The organism is Sodalis sp. C49 (genome assembly GCF_046352915.1).
Taxonomy (GTDB): Bacteria; Pseudomonadota; Gammaproteobacteria; order Enterobacterales; family Enterobacteriaceae; genus Acerihabitans.
Genome location: NZ_CP163303.1, coordinates 5,493,424 through 5,509,914, shown reverse-complemented (window position 1 = coordinate 5,509,914; position 16,491 = coordinate 5,493,424). Strand labels below are relative to the sequence as shown.

17 protein-coding genes are annotated in these 16,491 nt (G+C 57.2%); 4 read left to right on the top strand and 13 right to left on the bottom strand.

The genetic code is table 11. From position 1 onward, the window contains the following. Positions 1–16: 16 nt before the first annotated feature. A complete protein-coding gene (gene sanA / locus ABUK12_RS24945) occupies positions 17–772 on the top strand; it encodes an outer membrane permeability protein SanA (protein ID WP_410014331.1) in 756 nt (251 codons plus the stop codon). A 273-nt stretch (positions 773–1,045) separates the two neighbouring features. Further along, positions 1,046–1,279: a YgdI/YgdR family lipoprotein gene (locus ABUK12_RS24940; RefSeq protein WP_410014330.1), complete on the top strand. Its 234-nt coding sequence runs from the start codon at positions 1,046–1,048 to the stop codon at positions 1,277–1,279. A gap of 154 nt (positions 1,280–1,433) precedes the next feature. Here ABUK12_RS24940 and ABUK12_RS24935 read toward each other — a convergent pair whose 3' ends face one another. The 13 genes from ABUK12_RS24935 to ABUK12_RS24875 all read right to left on the bottom strand — a co-directional run bounded on the left by ABUK12_RS24935 (position 1,434) and on the right by ABUK12_RS24875 (position 14,528). Beyond that, entirely contained in the window at positions 1,434–1,886 is a 453-nt protein-coding gene (locus tag ABUK12_RS24935; RefSeq protein ID WP_410014329.1) for a type II toxin-antitoxin system HigA family antitoxin, read from the bottom strand. Further along, positions 1,883–2,194 carry a type II toxin-antitoxin system HigB family toxin gene (locus ABUK12_RS24930; RefSeq protein ID WP_410014328.1) on the bottom strand — a complete coding sequence of 104 codons (312 nt, stop codon included), beginning with the start codon at positions 2,192–2,194 and terminating at the stop codon, positions 1,883–1,885. The genes ABUK12_RS24935 and ABUK12_RS24930 overlap by 4 nt, the downstream gene beginning before the upstream one ends. 124 nt (positions 2,195–2,318) lie before the next feature. Beyond that, positions 2,319–3,329: a galactose/methyl galactoside ABC transporter permease MglC gene (gene mglC / locus ABUK12_RS24925; protein WP_410014327.1), complete on the bottom strand. Its 1,011-nt coding sequence runs from the start codon at positions 3,327–3,329 to the stop codon at positions 2,319–2,321. Between the two features lie 18 nt (positions 3,330–3,347). Next, positions 3,348–4,868, bottom strand: coding sequence for a galactose/methyl galactoside ABC transporter ATP-binding protein MglA (gene mglA / locus ABUK12_RS24920; protein WP_410014326.1), 1,521 nt, complete (start codon positions 4,866–4,868; stop codon positions 3,348–3,350). Positions 4,869–4,938: 70 nt separating this feature from the next. Beyond that, positions 4,939–5,940 (bottom strand): galactose/glucose ABC transporter substrate-binding protein MglB, encoded by a 1,002-nt coding sequence (mglB, locus tag ABUK12_RS24915; protein ID WP_410014325.1) that lies wholly within the window; start codon positions 5,938–5,940, stop codon positions 4,939–4,941. A 182-nt stretch (positions 5,941–6,122) separates the two neighbouring features. Further along, a complete protein-coding gene (gene galS, locus ABUK12_RS24910; protein WP_410014324.1) occupies positions 6,123–7,163 on the bottom strand; it encodes an HTH-type transcriptional regulator GalS in 1,041 nt (346 codons plus the stop codon). A gap of 320 nt (positions 7,164–7,483) precedes the next feature. After that, positions 7,484–7,780 carry a hypothetical protein gene (locus tag ABUK12_RS24905; protein WP_410014323.1) on the bottom strand — a complete coding sequence of 99 codons (297 nt, stop codon included), beginning with the start codon at positions 7,778–7,780 and terminating at the stop codon, positions 7,484–7,486. Positions 7,781–7,789: 9 nt separating this feature from the next. After that, positions 7,790–8,872 (bottom strand): two-component system sensor histidine kinase PmrB, encoded by a 1,083-nt coding sequence (gene pmrB / locus ABUK12_RS24900; RefSeq protein WP_410014322.1) that lies wholly within the window; start codon positions 8,870–8,872, stop codon positions 7,790–7,792. Beyond that, complete coding sequence (gene pmrA, locus ABUK12_RS24895) at positions 8,869–9,546, bottom strand: two-component system response regulator PmrA (RefSeq protein WP_410014321.1); 678 nt, start codon at positions 9,544–9,546, stop codon at positions 8,869–8,871. Before pmrA ends, pmrB begins: the two co-directional genes overlap by 4 nt. Continuing rightward, positions 9,543–11,195 carry a phosphoethanolamine transferase EptA gene (gene eptA / locus ABUK12_RS24890; RefSeq protein WP_410014320.1) on the bottom strand — a complete coding sequence of 551 codons (1,653 nt, stop codon included), beginning with the start codon at positions 11,193–11,195 and terminating at the stop codon, positions 9,543–9,545. Before eptA ends, pmrA begins: the two co-directional genes overlap by 4 nt. Positions 11,196–11,363: 168 nt before the next feature. Further along, positions 11,364–12,524, bottom strand: a complete 1,161-nt coding sequence (gene yeiB, locus ABUK12_RS24885; protein WP_410014319.1) for a DUF418 domain-containing protein YeiB — start codon at positions 12,522–12,524, stop codon at positions 11,364–11,366. Between the two features lie 57 nt (positions 12,525–12,581). Beyond that, on the bottom strand, positions 12,582–13,247 hold the full coding sequence (folE, locus tag ABUK12_RS24880) for a GTP cyclohydrolase I FolE (RefSeq protein WP_162368522.1): 666 nt from the start codon (positions 13,245–13,247) through the stop codon (positions 12,582–12,584). A gap of 156 nt (positions 13,248–13,403) precedes the next feature. Continuing rightward, positions 13,404–14,528, bottom strand: coding sequence for a YbfB/YjiJ family MFS transporter (locus ABUK12_RS24875; RefSeq protein WP_410014318.1), 1,125 nt, complete (start codon positions 14,526–14,528; stop codon positions 13,404–13,406). A gap of 102 nt (positions 14,529–14,630) precedes the next feature. Here ABUK12_RS24875 and ptrR point away from each other — a divergent pair, with 102 nt between their 5' ends. Together ptrR and fghA are read left to right on the top strand one after the other, a co-directional pair. Further along, a complete protein-coding gene (gene ptrR / locus ABUK12_RS24870) occupies positions 14,631–15,545 on the top strand; it encodes a putrescine utilization regulator PtrR (RefSeq protein ID WP_410014317.1) in 915 nt (304 codons plus the stop codon). Continuing rightward, a complete protein-coding gene (gene fghA / locus ABUK12_RS24865; protein ID WP_410014316.1) occupies positions 15,545–16,393 on the top strand; it encodes an S-formylglutathione hydrolase in 849 nt (282 codons plus the stop codon). Before ptrR ends, fghA begins: the two co-directional genes overlap by 1 nt. Positions 16,394–16,491 lie beyond the last annotated feature (98 nt).

Sequence of the window (16,491 nt, the reverse complement as noted above, 5' to 3'; positions counted from 1 at the left end):
GGTTAAGGCTTACGGCATGTGGAAGCGCCTGATATATTCCCTGATTATTATCGCGGGCGTTTTGCTGTTAACGGCATTCGGACTGGATCGCTGGATCAGTTGGAAAACCGCGCCTTATATCTATGAAGATCTGCAACTGCTGCCCCACCGCCAGGTGGGCGTGGTGCTGGGTACCGCCAAATACTACCGCGCCGGCGTCATTAACCAGTATTATCTCTATCGCATCCAGGGCGCGCTTAACGTCTACAATAGCGGCAAGGCCAACTATCTGCTGCTAAGCGGCGACAACGCGCTGCAAAGCTATAACGAGCCGGTCACCATGCGCCGCGACCTGATTGCCCACGGCATGCCCGCCGGCGACATCGTGCTCGACTACGCCGGCTTTCGTACCCTTGATTCGATCATCCGCACGCGCAAGGTCTTCGACACCAACGATTTCACCATTATCACCCAGCGCTTTCATTGCGAAAGGGCGCTGTTTATCGCCATGCGCATGGGTATCCAGGCCCAGTGTTTCGCCGTGCCCTCGCCCAAGAATATGTTCTCGGTCCGGCTGCGGGAAATCGGCGCCCGCCTTGGCGCCCTGTCGGACTTGTACCTTATGAAACGCGAACCCCGCTTCCTGGGGCCGCAAATCCCCATTCCCGCGCCGCACGAAATTCCCGAGGGCACCCAAGGCTACCCGGCGGTATCACCGGAGCAACTGCTTGAAACCCAGCCCAAACCCGAACCGAACAACGATATCAGCGATCGTCTGCCGGATATGCGCTAACCGCACCAGACCCTACCTATTGGTGCGAAACGCACCTGACTGAGGGGTTGCCGCCCCGATAACGACCCGGTCCCTTGTCCTACCGCCGTAGGTTCCCGCCGGTAGGCCGATGGGTGGTTTAGCATTGAAAATGAACAAATAATCGCCAATATTCCTAAAATAAAGACCAATGGCACGGATACCTCATCAACCGGCTCGTAAACAGTCAACTCTCTGCTAGATTTTAAGATGAAAAATTCACAATCTAATTAACGTTCATCAGAGGAGATTATAATGATTAAAAATATAGTGGTTTCAGTGGTTTTCAGCTGCGCTTCGCTGTTTTTACTGACCGCCTGCTCATCCAATCAGGCGATAAAAACCACCGACGGCAGGACCATCGTCACCGATGGTAAACCACAGATTGATGATGATACCGGCCTCGTTTCTTACAAAAACGCCGAGACCGGCAAAACCGAGCAGATTAATCGCGATCAGGTTAAATCCATGGGCGAATTGGATAACTAATAGCGGAGCCGAGGTTTATATCGCCTGGGGAGGGTTTCGCGCTCGCCAGCGAAACTCTCACCGAGGGCCACAACAGCCCTTTTTGACAGCAAGCCCGGGCCGCCTTTGCCTTTTTATCATAAAATTCTGGTATTTCAGAACGACAATTCAACCGCTAAATGAACATTTCGGCAGGAATGTGAAAGCGCTCGGAGAGTGCTTTTATATGATGTACAGTCAATGCACGCCGTCCGTTCAGTATGTTGCTTACGTTGGATTTAGAACCTAATTCACTCTCAAGATCCGCCGCTTTGAGTCCAAGCTGATCCATAATCGTGCGCAAAACTGCAATTCCACCTGGTATCCCGTCAAGCGCTTTGTTTAATTCAGCGAACTCCGGCGCACTGCTCTCATATTCGGCGATTTTTGCCGCTAGCGGTTCAAACAACGGATTATCAAGCTCGTCGTGGTCGATCAGGTACTCAATCAACTCCAGCGCCTGGTGGTATTCCGTTTCACTTTTGTTGCCCGTCATCAGGGGGATAATTTTCACGACGTTCCCAAATGCGGAAATTATGCCTTCGGCACTGGCGGCATTGAGGTGATTTTTACCATAGAGCGTAGTCATTCTTTATGCTCCCGATAATATTTTGTCAATTTGTCATAGTCGGCATGACTGGCGATATGCTTGATGAAAACCTTTTGCAATTGAAAATCGATAAACGCGATGATCCGTAGCGTATTTCCTGATACATCAATCACCCACCACTTCTCCCGATACTTAAAATTGTCTAGAGAAGATATCGCCTTTTTCATCGACTCCGGGCTGCTGAAACTGCCTTTTTCCAATGTCATTAGCAGATCAACAAGTGCAGTAGCGCTATTGGGGAATTCCGCCCGCGCCTCGTTGAACGGCAGCCTGCTGATAACGTGCAATCGTTTTGCCTCCCAGCATGACGTTTTCAACTTGAAAACATTCTAGTCTCTTCGCTGTACGTTTTCAAGATGAAAATACGTAAGCGCGGGGCCATTGACAACCCCGCACCTACGCCTGAGGCTGCTATTTCTTCTTCGCGTATTTCAGTGAATCCAGCGCCACCGCAAAGATAATAATCGCCCCTTTAATAATGTACTGCCAATAAGGATTTACGCCGATATAGGTCAGCCCATAGTTGATAACCGTAAAGATAATTACCCCCGTCACCACCCCCGCCACCGTGCCGACCCCGCCGGCGAACGATACCCCGCCCACCACGCAGGCCGCAATGGCGTCCAGCTCGTACATAAAGCCCAGGTTATTGGTGGCGCTGCCGATACGCCCGGCTTCCAGCATACCGCCGAAGGCATAGAACACCCCGGACAGGGCATAAATCATAATCAGGTTCAGCGGCACATTGACGCCGGAAACCTTGGCCGCTTCCGGATTGCCGCCGATGGCGAAGATATTTTTACCGAAGCGGGTCTTGGTCCAGATCACCCAGACAAACAGAATGGCAAACACCGCGTAAAACGTAATATAGGAAAGCTTAAAATCGCCGAAGCGCAGGAACCCTTGGGTAAAGGTGGAAAAATGGGAATCAAAGCCGGCGATGGGCGAGGCGCCGACAATATCGTAATACAGCGAGTTGACGCCATACACGATGATCATAGTACCCAGAGTGGTAATAAAAGGCGTCACATTAAGATAAGCAATCACCACGCCGTTAATCAGGCCGATAAAAGCGCCGATCACGCATACCGTCAGGATAACCACCGGGATCGGCAGGGTTTGCATATCCGGAAAGACTTTATTGACGTTTTCCATTGATTGCAGCAGGGTCGCCGAGACCACCGCCGCCAGCCCCACCTGGCGCCCGGCCGACAGGTCGGTGCCCTGGGTAACAATCAGCCCCGCCACGCCGAGCGCGATAATAATACGCACCGATGATTGGGTCAGGATATTACTTAAGTTTATCAGGCTTAAAAAAGTCGGATCCTGAAAAATGATAATAGCCAGCAGTACCAATAACACCACATAAATGCCGCCCTCTTTTAAATAAGTGAGCATGCTTTTCTTATTCAACACATTCATAATAAGAACCCTATAAAATTAAAGATGCACGGAAGCAAGACGTAAAATTTCGTTTTGCGAAGTTTGTTTCGTTTCCACAATCCCCGCCATCAGACCGTTACTCATTACCAGTATCCGGTCGGTGATCCCCAGGAGTTCCGGCATCTCGGACGAAATAATAATAATGCCCTTACCGCGTTTCGCCAGCTCGGTAATTAATTGATAAATTTCAAATTTAGCCCCGACATCAATCCCGCGCGTCGGTTCGTCCAGCAGCAGGATTTCCGGTTGGGTCAATAACCAGCGGCCGATAATCACTTTTTGCTGGTTGCCGCCCGACAACGAACCGATATTGGTCTGATGGCCCGGCGTTTTTACCCGCATGGAATCGATAACCCATTGGATATCGCTTTTCATGCGCGAATTATCCAGCAGCCCGATTTTGTTTTTATAATTGCGGATATTGGAAATCAGCGAATTAAAGCCGACATCCAGATAGGCGTAGATACCGGTGGCCCGCCGCTCCTCGGTCACCAGGGCAAAACCGTTGTTGATCGCCTCGTTGGCGCTGTTGTTTTTGATGGTCTTGCCATGCAGGATGATGGTGCCGGTCACTTTTTCGCGAATGCCGAACAGGGTTTCGACAATATCGGTGCGCCGGGCGCCCACCAGGCCCGCGATGCCGAGAATCTCCCCTTTGCGCAAGTCGAAGGAGATATTGCGGATCGACGGCTGGCGCAGCGAGGTCAGGTTTTTCACCTCCAGGATCACCTCGCCCGGTTCGCCTTCGCGCGTGGGGAAGCGCTGGCTGAGCGAACGCCCCACCATCATGGAGATAATCTTGTCCATGGTCAGGCCTTCCACCTGTTGGGTGGCAATCCACTGGCCGTCGCGCAGGATGGTGATTTCATCGCACAGCTGGAAAATTTCCTCCAGCTTATGGGAAATATAAACAATGCCGCACCCGCGCGCCTTGAGCTTGCGGATAATACTGAACAGATGATTGACCTCGCGTTCGGTCAACGACGAGGTCGGTTCATCCATGATGACGATTTTGGCATTATAGGAAAACGCCTTGGCAATCTCGATCATCTGCATTTGCGACACTGACAGGGTGGCCACTTTATCATAGGGATCGATATTAATGTCCAACTCGTCAAATATGGCCTTGGTGTCGGCGTACATCTTTTTGTGATCGACAAACAGGCCTTTGCGCGGATAACGCCCAAGCCACATATTGTCCATGACGGTACGCTGTAATACCAGGTTCAGTTCCTGATGCACCATGGAAACGCCATGTTCCAGCGCCTCTTTGGAACTTTTGAAATCGATTTCCTTTCCCTGGAAAATAATACTACCGGAATCTTTTTTATAAATGCCGAACAGGCACTTCAATAACGTGGATTTACCCGCGCCGTTTTCGCCCATCAAGGCATGGACGGAGTGGGAGTGCACCTTGAGGTTCACATTATCCAATGCTTTGACGCCAGGAAATGATTTACTGATGTTGTTCATTTCCAGCAGCCATTCGCCTGGCTGTTCGGTCGTAATATCGGCCATAGTTATACCCGGCTAGGATAAGACAGAAAAATCCCCCCTCGGGCGTCAGGCCCAATGGGGGGAGTGGGGATTATTTCTTAATAAACTGCGTTAAATTATCTTTATCGACGCCGACATAGGGGATGCGGACGACTTTATTATCCAGTTTCCAGTTGGTGCCTTCCGCCGCCGGTTTGCCGTCGGCCAGGTTTTTCGCCAGGTCGAAGGTGGCCTTGGCCTGGTTGTCGGCATCGTTCAGCACGGTGCCGGCCATAGCGCCGGATTTAACCATCGCCAGCGCTTCAGGCAGGGCATCGACGCCGAATACCGGAATGGCCGATTTATTGTGGGCTTTCAGCGCTTCCACCGCGCCCATGGCCATGGCGTCGTTATTGGCGATCACCACTTCAATCTTGTTGGCGTTCGGACCCGACATCCAGGCATCGGTTTTATCCTTGGCCTGGGCGGTATCCCACATGGCGGTATCCAGCTGCAGCTGCTGTACCTTGATCTTTTCCTGGTCGGTCAGGGTCTTGACCACATAGGCGGTGCGCGCTTCGGCATCGGGATGTCCCGGCTCGCCTTTAAGCAGTACATATTGGATCACGCCGTCTTTATTCAAATCCCATTCCGGATGCGCCTTCCAGTGCTTGGCGATAAGCTCGCCCTGGATAATGCCCGACTGCTTGGATTCGGTACCGACGTAATAGGCCTTGTCATAGCTGTCCAGGTCTTTACGGCTGGGTTCTTTGTTGTAAAACACCACGGGAATATTGGCGCCGCGCGCTTTTTCGATAATCACCGGCGCGGCGGCGGGGTCGACCAGGTTAATCGCCAGGGCCTTGACGCCCTTGGCAATCAATACGTCCACCTGGTCGTTTTGTTTTGACTGGTCATTTTGCGAGTCATTCATCAGCAGTTGCACGCCTTTGGCTTCTTTGGCGTCTTTTTCTATTGCCTTGCGCACCACCGACATGAAGTTATCGTCATATTTATAAATAGTTACCCCAATGCGGGTATCGGCGGCATGAGCGGCGACGGACAGCAACAGGCCGGTTGCCAGAGCGGTAAGGGTTAATGCCTTCTTATTCATTAGTTTCTCCGGAAATAGGTAGGTTTACTCAAAGGCAGACAAATTCCTTCCGTGGTTTTACCGACATCCCTGTACGAAAAGCCCTCGCGATGATGACCTGATAGCATCGTGAGGGAATAACACCATTAGCATAGAGGGATCAATGTTAAGAAACTGTGAATATTCTCACAGTTTGGAAGCGGTTACATCTCATCTTCTGATGACGACGCGATCGCCGCCACGTTTTTCCAGGGCGCCACGGAATGGCGGCGCACCAGCGTCGGCATAAACAGGTGCGTTTGCTTCTCGTCGATGCGCCCCGCCGTGCCCAGCAGCGCCAGCTCGGTGGCGGCGACCGCCATGGCGAAGATGGGGTAGCGCACCGTGGTAAGATTGGGGCTGGTATAGCGGGAGATGGGAATATCGTCGAACCCCACCACCGAAAATTGCGTCGGCACCGCGATACCGTTTTCTTTCAGCGTCGCCAGGGCCCCCACCGCCATGCCGTCGTTATAGACAAACACCGCCGTCAGCTGCTGGTTGCGCCCCAGCAGCTCCACCATCGCCTCCTCGCCGCCCTGCAGGTCCGGCGAGCTGAACGCCTGCCAGCTTTGCGGCGGCGCGATCCCCTCCTCCGCCATGGCCTGCAGGTAGCCCTGGCGCCGCTGCCGCTCATCCTCGATGGGATGGTTGGAACCGATATAGCCAATCTGCCGGTGCCCCTGCTTGAGCAGGGTACGGGTGGCCATCAGGGCGCCGCTGACGTTGTCCAGCCCCACGCAGCGGTGCTCGAAGCCCGGCAGGATGCGGTTAATCAACACCATGCCCGGCTCGCGCACCATAAAGGGGATCATCTCTTCGTCGGACAGGATCTTGGCGTGGACCACCAGCGCGCTGCAGCGCTGGCGGATCAGCACTTCAATGGCATGGCGCTCTTTATCCGCCTGGTGGTAGCTGTTGTTGATCAGGACGTTTTTTTTATGCCGCTGCGCCACGGTGTCCACCGCTTTCACCAGCGCGCCGAAAAACGGATCGGATACGTCCATAACCACCACGCCGATGGTGTCGCTGATTTGCGTGGCCAGCGCCTGCGCATTGGCGTTAGGCCGGTAACCCAGTTCCTTGACCGCTTTCATCACCTTGTCGCGCGCTTCCTTGCTGGCGATAGCGCTATCGTTTAATACCCGTGACACCGTTGCCACCGATACCCCGGCCAACCGCGCCACATCACGAATAGTGATCATCTCATCCCCTGTTAATGGTGCTTTTCGCCCAGGTATTCTCGACCAAACCGGCGGACATTGATGGTTTATGCCCTCCTGACGCTCCTGATTGTCATAACACTTATGAAACATAAAGCGCTATCCTAACCGGTTTAATCGCAACACAGCGTGAATCAGGTCACAGGACCGGAACCGTTTACATACATTATTGGCATTTTATCTGCCAGGCACTTTCGCACGCATTGGCCGGAGGGGAAGGATCGGTGGGGGGATACTTGGTGGATGTTGTAACTATCGAGGGGCTTTTTTTTGTTATTTCACCCTATCCTATCACGAAATACTTAATCATCGCGGCGGCGGCGGTGTTTTTTCGCCCGGGAGTAAAATGACAGCGACCAGGCGCTGACCACCGAAACCAGCACAAAGGAGGCATTGATAAGCAGCACTATGTAGCAGGCGGCGGCCGGGCTGGATGCGTCGATACGGCTGAAAACCGTCGCCGCGGCGGCAAGCGTGCCCGCCAGGCTGAGGATGATATACAAAAACGCCTTATTCCACGCCAGGTGCGCGTAACCGCTGGCCAGCAACGCCAGGATAAACAGGTTATACAGCCAGGGGGCGGACGCGTCGGATAGCATGGCGGTCTCCTAGGCCGGTTCGGTTAGGAACAGGCGGGCGATGGTGCCGGAGTGGTCGTCGCGGTTGACCAGCTCGAAGCGGCCGTTGTGCAGCTGCGCAATGCGGGTGACAATACTTAATCCCAGGCCGATGCCGTTATAGCGCTGATCCATGCGCACGAATTCCTTCGTCAGTTCCACCGCTTTCGCCGGGTCGACGCCCGGCCCTTCGTCAATCACCTGAAGCTGGATGCCGTCAGCGCCGTCATGCGTGAGCCGCACAACGATAATACTGTCCGCCGGGCTGTAGCGGTGGGCGTTTTCCACCAGGTTGCGCAGCAGCAGCCGCATCAGGATGGCATTGCCCTGGAAAATGATTTCCGTTTCCGGCAGCAGCCAGCGTATCCGCTGTCCGCGCTGTTCCACCATCTCGTCCAGTTCGCTTTGCTGTGGGATGATAACGTCGTCCCTGAACCTGACCGTTTGGTAATGGCCGGAGGAAAAATCGTGGCGAATGCGCGCCAGCAGCAGCAGCTGTTCCACGGTATAGGACATATTGTCCACCCGCTCGATAAGCGGCTGGCAGTCGATACCGTACTGCTTTTCCTGTACCTCCAGGTGCAGCCGGATGCCGGAAAGCGGCGTGCGTAATTCATGGGCCACGTCGGAGGTAAACTGCCGGTCCTGCTGCAAGGTGGTATTCAGCCGGAACAACAGCTGGTTAAGGCTGCGGGTGACGGCGATCACCTCGCGGATATTGCCGAGCTCCGGCAGCGGCTCAAAGTTTTCCGCGCCGCGCGATCCCAGCGCGTCCTGCAGGCGCGAGAGCGGCTGGGTTATCCAGTTCACCGCCTGGAAGCAGAAGAACAGCGTGAACATAATCATCATCAGCGACGGCACGCTGAGCGCGGCGATGGCCTCGCGTATTTCCTGGTTAACGTGCTCGTTGCGCACGCTCTCCGCCAGGGTACGGTTGACCAGCAGGTCGATTTGTTCTTTGCTTTCGTGCCATAACCAGATAACGGTAATCAGCTGGCAACACAGCAGGATAATGCCCAGCACCACGATAAGCCGCCAGCGCATGCTGGTCATCGGACCGTCGGCGGCTTTCATGACGGTTCCCCTGCCGCGGTTTTGGTCAGCAGGTAACCGAATCCGCGCAGGGTGCGGATACGATCCTTGCCGATTTTCGCCCGCAGATTATGAATATGGACCTCAAGCGAGTTGGACGAGGGGTCGTCATCCCAGTTATACAGATCCTGATGGAGGATTTCGCGGTGGATGCGATGCCCCGCCCGCAGCATCAGCCGGGAAAGAATGGCGAATTCCTTCGGCGTCAGTTCGATAATCTTGCCGTCCAGGGTCACTTCGTGGCTGTTCAGGTCGAGTGAAATATTATCCACCCACAGCTGATTGTTACTTTTGCCCTGATGGCGGCGGATAATGGCGCGCACCCGGGCCAGCAGCTCGCTGAGGGCAAAAGGCTTGACCAGGTAATCGTCCGCCCCCAGGTTTAGACCGTGCACCCGTTCATCGATGCCATCGCGCGCGGTCAGGATCAGCACCGGCACGTCGTTTCCCGCCTTGCGCCACAGATTCAGCAGCGACATGCCGTCACCGTCCGGCAGGCCCAGGTCGAGTATTGCCAGGCTGTAGGCGGTGCTGTCCATCAGATGTTCCGCGTCGCGCAGATTACCCGCGCAGTCGCTGGCGTAGCCTTCCTGCTGCAGGGCCATTCGCAGGCCGTCCTGCAATAACTTATCGTCTTCGATGATCAGAATTTTCATTGCTGCGCATCCCGGCAAGGTTGTAAAACATCAAGATCCGGCTGATAGAGTTGCGTTTTGACATCGGTCAGTCCAAGCAACGTAGAGAAGAGATTATCGTGTGAGTAGGCCTGTCGTTTTGCCCGGTCTCGCAGGCAGTCTTCCCGGACGGCATGCGCCTGGACATAGTCGGGCGACAGCCAAATCAGCATCGGGATATGGGTTTGCTGGGCCGGCGCCACGGCGTAGGGCATGCCGTGCAGATAGATACCGTTCTCGCCCAGGGATTCGCCGTGATCTGACAGATAGACCAGGGCGGTATTGAACCTATCGCCATGAGCTTGCAGCAATTTTATGGTCTTATCAAGCATGTCGTCTATATAGACAATAGTATTGTCATAAGTGTTAACCAGCGCCTGGTTCGAACAGGTTTGAATCTCATTGGTGTCGCAGGTGGGGGCAAAGGCGGCGGCGGTTTTCGGGTAGCGCTGGTAATAAGTCGGGCCGTGGCTGCCCATGGTATGCAGCACGATAACCGTATCCTTGGTGCGCGCGTTGATGTAGCCGTCCAGGTTGCGCAGCAGGGCTTCGTCCAGGCAGACGCCTTCGGCGCAGAGTTCGGGTAGATGCCAGGTGCTGAGCTGTTCGGTGGGCACCCGAAGGCAGACATCCTTGCAGCCGCCGTCGTTTTCCCGCCACAGCACATCCACCTGCGCCCGCTGGATGATATCCAGCGCGTTGCTTTGGCTGTCGGCTTTTTCGCCGTCATACTGCCTGCGCGTCATGCCGGAAAACATGCAGGGTACCGATATCGCCGTGGCGGTGCCGCAGGACGAGGTGTCTGGAAAATAGATGACGTTGTCCGCCGCCAGCTTGGGGTTGGTCAGTTGGCCGTAGCCGCCCAGCGAAAAATCCTGCGCGCGGGAGGTCTCGCCCACCACCACGATGATCAGGTTCTTTTTATGATTGTCATGAATCGCGGGGACAATATGCGCGTCCTGGCCGCGCTCGGTGAAGGGCATTTTCTTGACGTAATCATGCTTGTAATAGGAATAGCCGCCGAGCGCCATATCGCTGGGGACCAGGTTTTTCACCAGCTGCTGGTTATTGCGCATCAGCGAAGCGTAGTCTTTATAAAAGAAAGAGGCCACCAGCGCGATAACACAGAGCGATACCAGGACATTCAGGAAATGCAGACCGATATTCGACCAGGAAAACGCCACCGGCCTGACCTTGATCCACAACACCAGCAGCGAGGGCAAAATACCGAAGACGATAAGATACAGCGCCAGGCGCGGCGTCAGCAGGGCGATGCTTTCCACAAGCGTGGTGTCAAGGGTGTTCTGGACCATGCCCCGGTCGATAATAATGCCGTACGCCTGCATAAAATACTGCGCCAGGGCGTCGCTGAAAAACAATAGGATGACGATGGGCTTGCGGATATAAGGCAGCAGGATCACGCTGAATAATACATTGAGCGCGAACAAAAGGGTAACGGGCATGCTGATAAAAAACAGTAAGTTGTAGCCTGCTGATATATCGACGAGCTGCAGGACTTTTCTAAAATAAACGATATTCTGGAAAAAAGTAATGACCAGCGCCACGATAATATTAAAAAACCACGGGCTGACCGTGGGGCGCGGCGCCGCTTTCGCAATATTAAACCACATATTCAGGTTAGCTCAGGGAAATATTAGCGCCAGTTAACCATGAAAAAATTAACCTAACCTTAAGCGGGCACATGCTTTGATGAGTGATTAGCGTAATAGCACCCTATCCCGGCAATCCCGCCTCCGCCAGGGATAATGGATGGCGATGCCCTGCCCCGGGGAAGGACCTTAGTCCGCCGCGCGCGCCGGGGCGCCGGCGGTCAGCCGGGTGAGGCGGCGCCATGTCCATTCCATCGGCCCCTGGGGGAAAAACCGCAGCCACAGGGTGGAAAACAGGATATTGGCCAGCCAGACGGGGGGCACCAGCAGCAGCAGGCCGGTGCGGCCGAAGGACATAAACAGGCCGAACTGGTTAAACACCAGGGTGCACAGCAGTGTTTGCAGCAGGTAGTTGCTCAACGCCATGCGTCCGACGTTACTCACCCAGCGCACGACGCGCAGGCCGCCGATGGCCGGCCAGAAGCCGTAGCACAGCGCCACGTAGCCGAGCGCCTGGAACGGGGCGCCCAGCTCGCGGGGAATTTGCAGCAGGAACGCGCACCAGTGATAAGCCCAGCCCGATTGCCACTGCGCCACCACCGACGGCAGGTTTATCGCCAGCCCCAGGGGAATAAGCCAGGACGCCATGGCGCGGTAGTGGGCGGGACTTCTGTTGCCCGCCAGCCAGCCGCTGCGCATCAGCCCGGCGCCAATCAGCATGGCGCCGGCCAGCAGCCAGCCGTACTGGGCCGCCAGCGACATCAGGCTCGATTGCAATAACGCCAGGCGCACGCTCCAGGCTTCGGGACCGCCGGTGGTTTGCCAGTAGTATTCGTAAATGCGATCGGCCACGCCGGGCAGCCAGAACCGCCCCGGCGCGGCGCCGGCCAACATCGCCTGCATCAGAACCAGGATGCCGAGGCCGATGGCGTACAGGGCGATGCCGGCGCCGATCAGGCGTCCGGACGATATATCGTGGCGAATGGCGCCCAGGCACAGCAGCCCCACCAGGCCGTAATCCAGCAGGATATCGCCGTCCCAGAAAAAGATGGCGTGGATCAGGCCAAAGGCCATTAGCCAAAACAGCCGCGAGCGTATCCAGCGGCCGCCGCGCGGCAGCAGCATTTGCAGGCCGGCGCCGAACAGCAGGGCGAACAGGGTCAGGAACTTGACCTGCGCCACCATGTCCATCACGGCCCAGGTCCAGGCATCGGCCAGGGAAGGCGCGCCCATAAACGCCGGATTGAGATAGGCCGCCTTCGGCAGGCCGAAGGCGGTAATATTCATCAGCAGGATGCCGAGAATCGCCATCCCCCGCGCGCAGTCCAGCATGGCGATGCGCTCGCGCATGGGCAACCTCTTTTATCAGGCGGCGCGCACCGCGCCGTAACACATATCAGCGCCGCATCAGCCGTTGTGGTGGCGTACGGCCCGTAAAAATTCCTGGCGCGTATTCTGGCTGGATTTAAACAATCCGCCCAGGGACGTGGTGGTAGTGGCGCTGGTGGCGTCGCGGATGCCGCGCGCTTTCACGCAGTAATGCACCGCGTCGATGGACACCGCCACGTTCAGGGTGCCGAGCAGGGTTTGCAGCGCCACCAGGATTTGCTGTGTCAGACGCTCCTGCACCTGCGGGCGCTGGGCGAAAAACTGCACGATGCGGTTGATTTTGGATAAGCCAATCACGCTGTCCTTCGGGATATAGGCCACGGTGGCCTTGCCGTCGATAATCACGAAGTGGTGTTCGCAGGTGCTGGTCAGGGTGATATCCCGTACCGTGACCATTTCATCCACCTTCATCTTGTTTTGAATCAGGGTGATTTTGGGGAAATTGGCGTAATCCAGGCCGGAAAAAATTTCATCAACGTACATCTTGGCAATCCGGTGCGGCGTTTCCGCCAGGCTGTCGTCGGATAAATCCAGGTTAAGCAGGTTCATTATGGCGGTCATGTGCTCGGCAATCTGCCGTTTGCGGGTTTCCCCGTCCAGCACTTCCCCGCGCAGGGGCGTTTCGAGGCCGCGCGTCATTAAGGCTTCATGCACCAATGCGGCTTCTGTTGTCAGCGATAGCATACTTTTTCTTCTCCGGCAGGCCTGGCTGCTCTTGATCTCATCACGTCAAGATGCGCCCCCACTCTAGTAGAGAGCGCCGCGTTTATCCAGTGAATGTGTTGCATGCGCCGTGAAATTTTTACCGGCTTTACCGCATCGCCGCCTGTGACTAACCGTTCAGGGCTGACGCCATGCCAGCGCGCCCGCGAGCGCCAGGGCGGCCACCGCCGTCATCAGCGCCGGCTCCAGCCGGCCGGTCAGGCTGCTGGCCAGCGCGGAGAGCATGGGGCCGATAAGCTGCCCGACCGCGTAGCCGCAGGTGAGCAGGCCGGTCATGAAGCGCATATGATCCGGCGCCTGGCGGCGGGAGCAGACCAGCGTCAATTGCACCACGCTCAAAAAGCCGCCGCCGGTGAGCACCGCGCCCGCCATCAGGCCGGCGACGCCGGGCATGGCGATCATCAGGCCGACGCCGAGCGTTTGCGCCCAGAGGGTCAGCGCCAGCCGCTGGCCGGCGCGCAGGCGATGGCGCGTCAGAATGCCGACCCCAATGCCCGCCATGCTGGCGGCGCCGAACACCGGCCAGATCCAGTGGCCGGTCTCGCTGCCGGGAAACCGCGCGGCCGCCATCTGCGCCAGAAAGGTGGCCGGCAGGATATAACCGAAACCCGCCAGGGAGTAGCTCCAGACCAGGCTTTTCAGCCGTGGCGTCAGCGCCGGCCTGGCGGCGTCCGGGCCCTGGCGCGTCAGCGCGCCGCCTCTGGGCAGATGCGCGCTGATAAGCGCCACCAGCAGCAGCGCCGTAACGCCATAGACCAGCCAGGCGCCCGCGGCGTGGATATCCAGGCGATGCATGACCAGCGCCAGCAGGCCGCTGACCATGATGCCGGCGCCGGGACCGGCGAACACCGCGGCACTGAGCGCCGGGCGACGTAGTTGTACCAGCCGGTCGCCGGTCCAGGCCGCCACCAGCACCATTGCCCATCCGCTGGCCGCGCCCGCCAGCAAACGCAGCAGGCAGTGCGCAAGCAGGCTGTGGGTAACGGCGCAGAGCAGCGTGATGGCCACCGTCCCCCACAGCCCAAGCCACAGCCGTATTTCCAGCCCCCTGCCCGCGCGCATGGCGTCATAAGCGCCCACCAGGTAGCCCAGGTAATTACAGGCCGCCACCACCCCCGCCCCGGTAAGGGTTAACTGCCCCGCGCTTATCATCAGCGGTACCTGCGGCGTAAAGGCGAAACGGCCGATACCCATCGCCACCAACAGTGCCAGAAAGCCGCTCAGGGCCACTTTTATCGCCATACCTTCTCCACAAGAAATATTCATCTTGCCAATAGCATGCACGATCACTAAACTCACGAAAAATGAATAATCAAGACCAACTTACTGACAAATCGAGAACATATGGATCTGACCCAGCTGAAAATGTTCTGCGCCGCCGCCGATACCGGTTCGCTGGCGCGCGCCGCCGAGCAGTTGCATCGCGTGCCGTCCAACCTGACCACCCGGCTGCGGCAGTTGGAGCGGGAATTGGGAACCGATCTGTTTATCCGCGAAAAACAGCGCCTGCGGCTCTCGCCCATGGGGCATAATTTCCTGGGCTACGCCACGCGGATCCTGGCGCTGAGCGAAGAGGCCATCAGCATGACCCACGCTGGGGAACCGACGGGCAATTTTGCCCTCGGCTCCATGGAAAGCACTGCGGCCATCCGCCTGCCCGCGCTGCTGGCCACCTATCATCAGCGTTTTCCCCGGGTGTCGTTGTCGCTGGCGACCGGATCCTCGGGGGAGCTGGTGGACGGCGTGCGCGCCGGCACCCTGGCCGCCGCCCTGGTGGACGGTCCGGTGAACTATGCTGAAATAGAAGGTTGCTACAGCTTCGCCGAGACGCTGGTATTGATTGCCGCGCTCGATCAGCCGCCGATCGACAGCCCGGCAGAGATTGCCGGCAAGACGTTGTTCGCCTTTCGCCCCAGCTGTTCTTACCGCCGGCGTTTTGAAGCGTGGTTTGCACAGCAGGGCGTGGCGCCCGGTCCGATCCTGGAAATTCAGTCGTATCATACCATGCTGGCCTGCGTCGCCAGCGGCGCCGGCGTAGCCATGCTGCCGCTGACGGTGCTGCGTCAATTACCGGATAGGCGGCGGGTGTCGGTGCATGAACTGCCGGCGCCCACCGCCGATGTGGCGACGTGGCTTATCTGGCGCGCCGATGCGTTCAGCCCCAACGTGGCGGCGCTGAAAAAACTGATTATCGAGCAATACCCGCCCGCGCCCGGGAACGGGTGTGCGGTTAACGATGTGGTCCTGGAGAATATGTGATGGATGCGATGCCTGAGTGTATTGATGAGCACCGGCTGTTCGGCGGCCGGCAATGCCGTTTTCGCCATCGTGCGGCGAGTACCGGCGGCCTGATGACCTATAGCCTGTTCGTGCCGCACGCCGATCGGCACGCGGCGCCGCCGCATATGGTGTTCTGGCTGTCGGGACTGACCTGCAGCGATGAGAATTTTTCGCAGAAAAGCGGCGCCCAGCGGGTGGCAGCCGAGCTGAACCTGTTGCTGGTGATGCCGGATACCAGCCCCCGAGGCGCGGATGTGCCGGATGACGAGGCGTATGATCTGGGCCAGGGCGCGGGGTTTTACGTTAACGCCACTCGGCAACCCTGGGCCGAGCAATTCCGGATGTTTGATTATGTGGCCGAAGAGTTGCCGGCGTTGGTGCGACGGCAGTTTGCGGTAAGCGGCCGGCAGGCGATCATGGGGCATTCCATGGGCGGCCACGGCGCGCTGATGCTGGCGTTGCGTTTCCCGGGGCGGTTTAGTTCGGTGTCGGCGTTTGCGCCTATTGTGAATCCGGCGGAGGTGCCCTGGGGGCGCAAGGCGTTTAGCCACTACCTGGGAGATAACGCGCAGGCGTGGCGGGAATACGATAGCTGTGTCCTGCTGGCGGGGGATGCGGCCAGGCCATTGCCGATACTGATAGATCAGGGCGATGCCGATCAGTTTCTGGCGACGCAGCTGCAGCCCGAGAAGTTTGCGGATCTGGCGCGGCGGCGGGACTGGCCGTTAACGTTGCGCATCCAGCCGGGTTATGATCACAGCTATTTTTTCATCGCCAGTTTTATCGAGGATCATCTGCGCTTTCACGCGCTGCATCTTAACCGTTAACGCCCGTCCACTGTGAATCCGCCGACAGCGAGCCTGGCGAAACGGGGGCGTCCGGTGCCCCGAAACGCCGTGGCTGCTTCGGCCTCATAGGCACGCTT

Coding starts and splice junctions, on each gene's coding strand:
- pmrA (WP_410014321.1), bottom strand. CDS start 9,546: ATGAAAATTCTGATCATCGAAGACGATAAGTTATTGCAGGACGGCCTG.
- eptA (WP_410014320.1), bottom strand. CDS start 11,195: ATGTGGTTTAATATTGCGAAAGCGGCGCCGCGCCCCACGGTCAGCCCG.
- fghA (WP_410014316.1), top strand. CDS start 15,545: ATGGATGCGATGCCTGAGTGTATTGATGAGCACCGGCTGTTCGGCGGC.
- sanA (WP_410014331.1), top strand. CDS start 17: ATGTGGAAGCGCCTGATATATTCCCTGATTATTATCGCGGGCGTTTTG.
- mglA (WP_410014326.1), bottom strand. CDS start 4,868: ATGGCCGATATTACGACCGAACAGCCAGGCGAATGGCTGCTGGAAATG.
- ABUK12_RS24940 (WP_410014330.1), top strand. CDS start 1,046: ATGATTAAAAATATAGTGGTTTCAGTGGTTTTCAGCTGCGCTTCGCTG.
- mglB (WP_410014325.1), bottom strand. CDS start 5,940: ATGAATAAGAAGGCATTAACCCTTACCGCTCTGGCAACCGGCCTGTTG.
- pmrB (WP_410014322.1), bottom strand. CDS start 8,872: ATGAAAGCCGCCGACGGTCCGATGACCAGCATGCGCTGGCGGCTTATC.
- ABUK12_RS24905 (WP_410014323.1), bottom strand. CDS start 7,780: ATGCTATCCGACGCGTCCGCCCCCTGGCTGTATAACCTGTTTATCCTG.
- ptrR (WP_410014317.1), top strand. CDS start 14,631: ATGGATCTGACCCAGCTGAAAATGTTCTGCGCCGCCGCCGATACCGGT.
- yeiB (WP_410014319.1), bottom strand. CDS start 12,524: ATGCGCGAGCGCATCGCCATGCTGGACTGCGCGCGGGGGATGGCGATT.
- ABUK12_RS24875 (WP_410014318.1), bottom strand. CDS start 14,528: ATGGCGATAAAAGTGGCCCTGAGCGGCTTTCTGGCACTGTTGGTGGCG.
- galS (WP_410014324.1), bottom strand. CDS start 7,163: ATGATCACTATTCGTGATGTGGCGCGGTTGGCCGGGGTATCGGTGGCA.
- folE (WP_162368522.1), bottom strand. CDS start 13,247: ATGCTATCGCTGACAACAGAAGCCGCATTGGTGCATGAAGCCTTAATG.
- ABUK12_RS24935 (WP_410014329.1), bottom strand. CDS start 1,886: ATGACTACGCTCTATGGTAAAAATCACCTCAATGCCGCCAGTGCCGAA.
- mglC (WP_410014327.1), bottom strand. CDS start 3,329: ATGAATGTGTTGAATAAGAAAAGCATGCTCACTTATTTAAAAGAGGGC.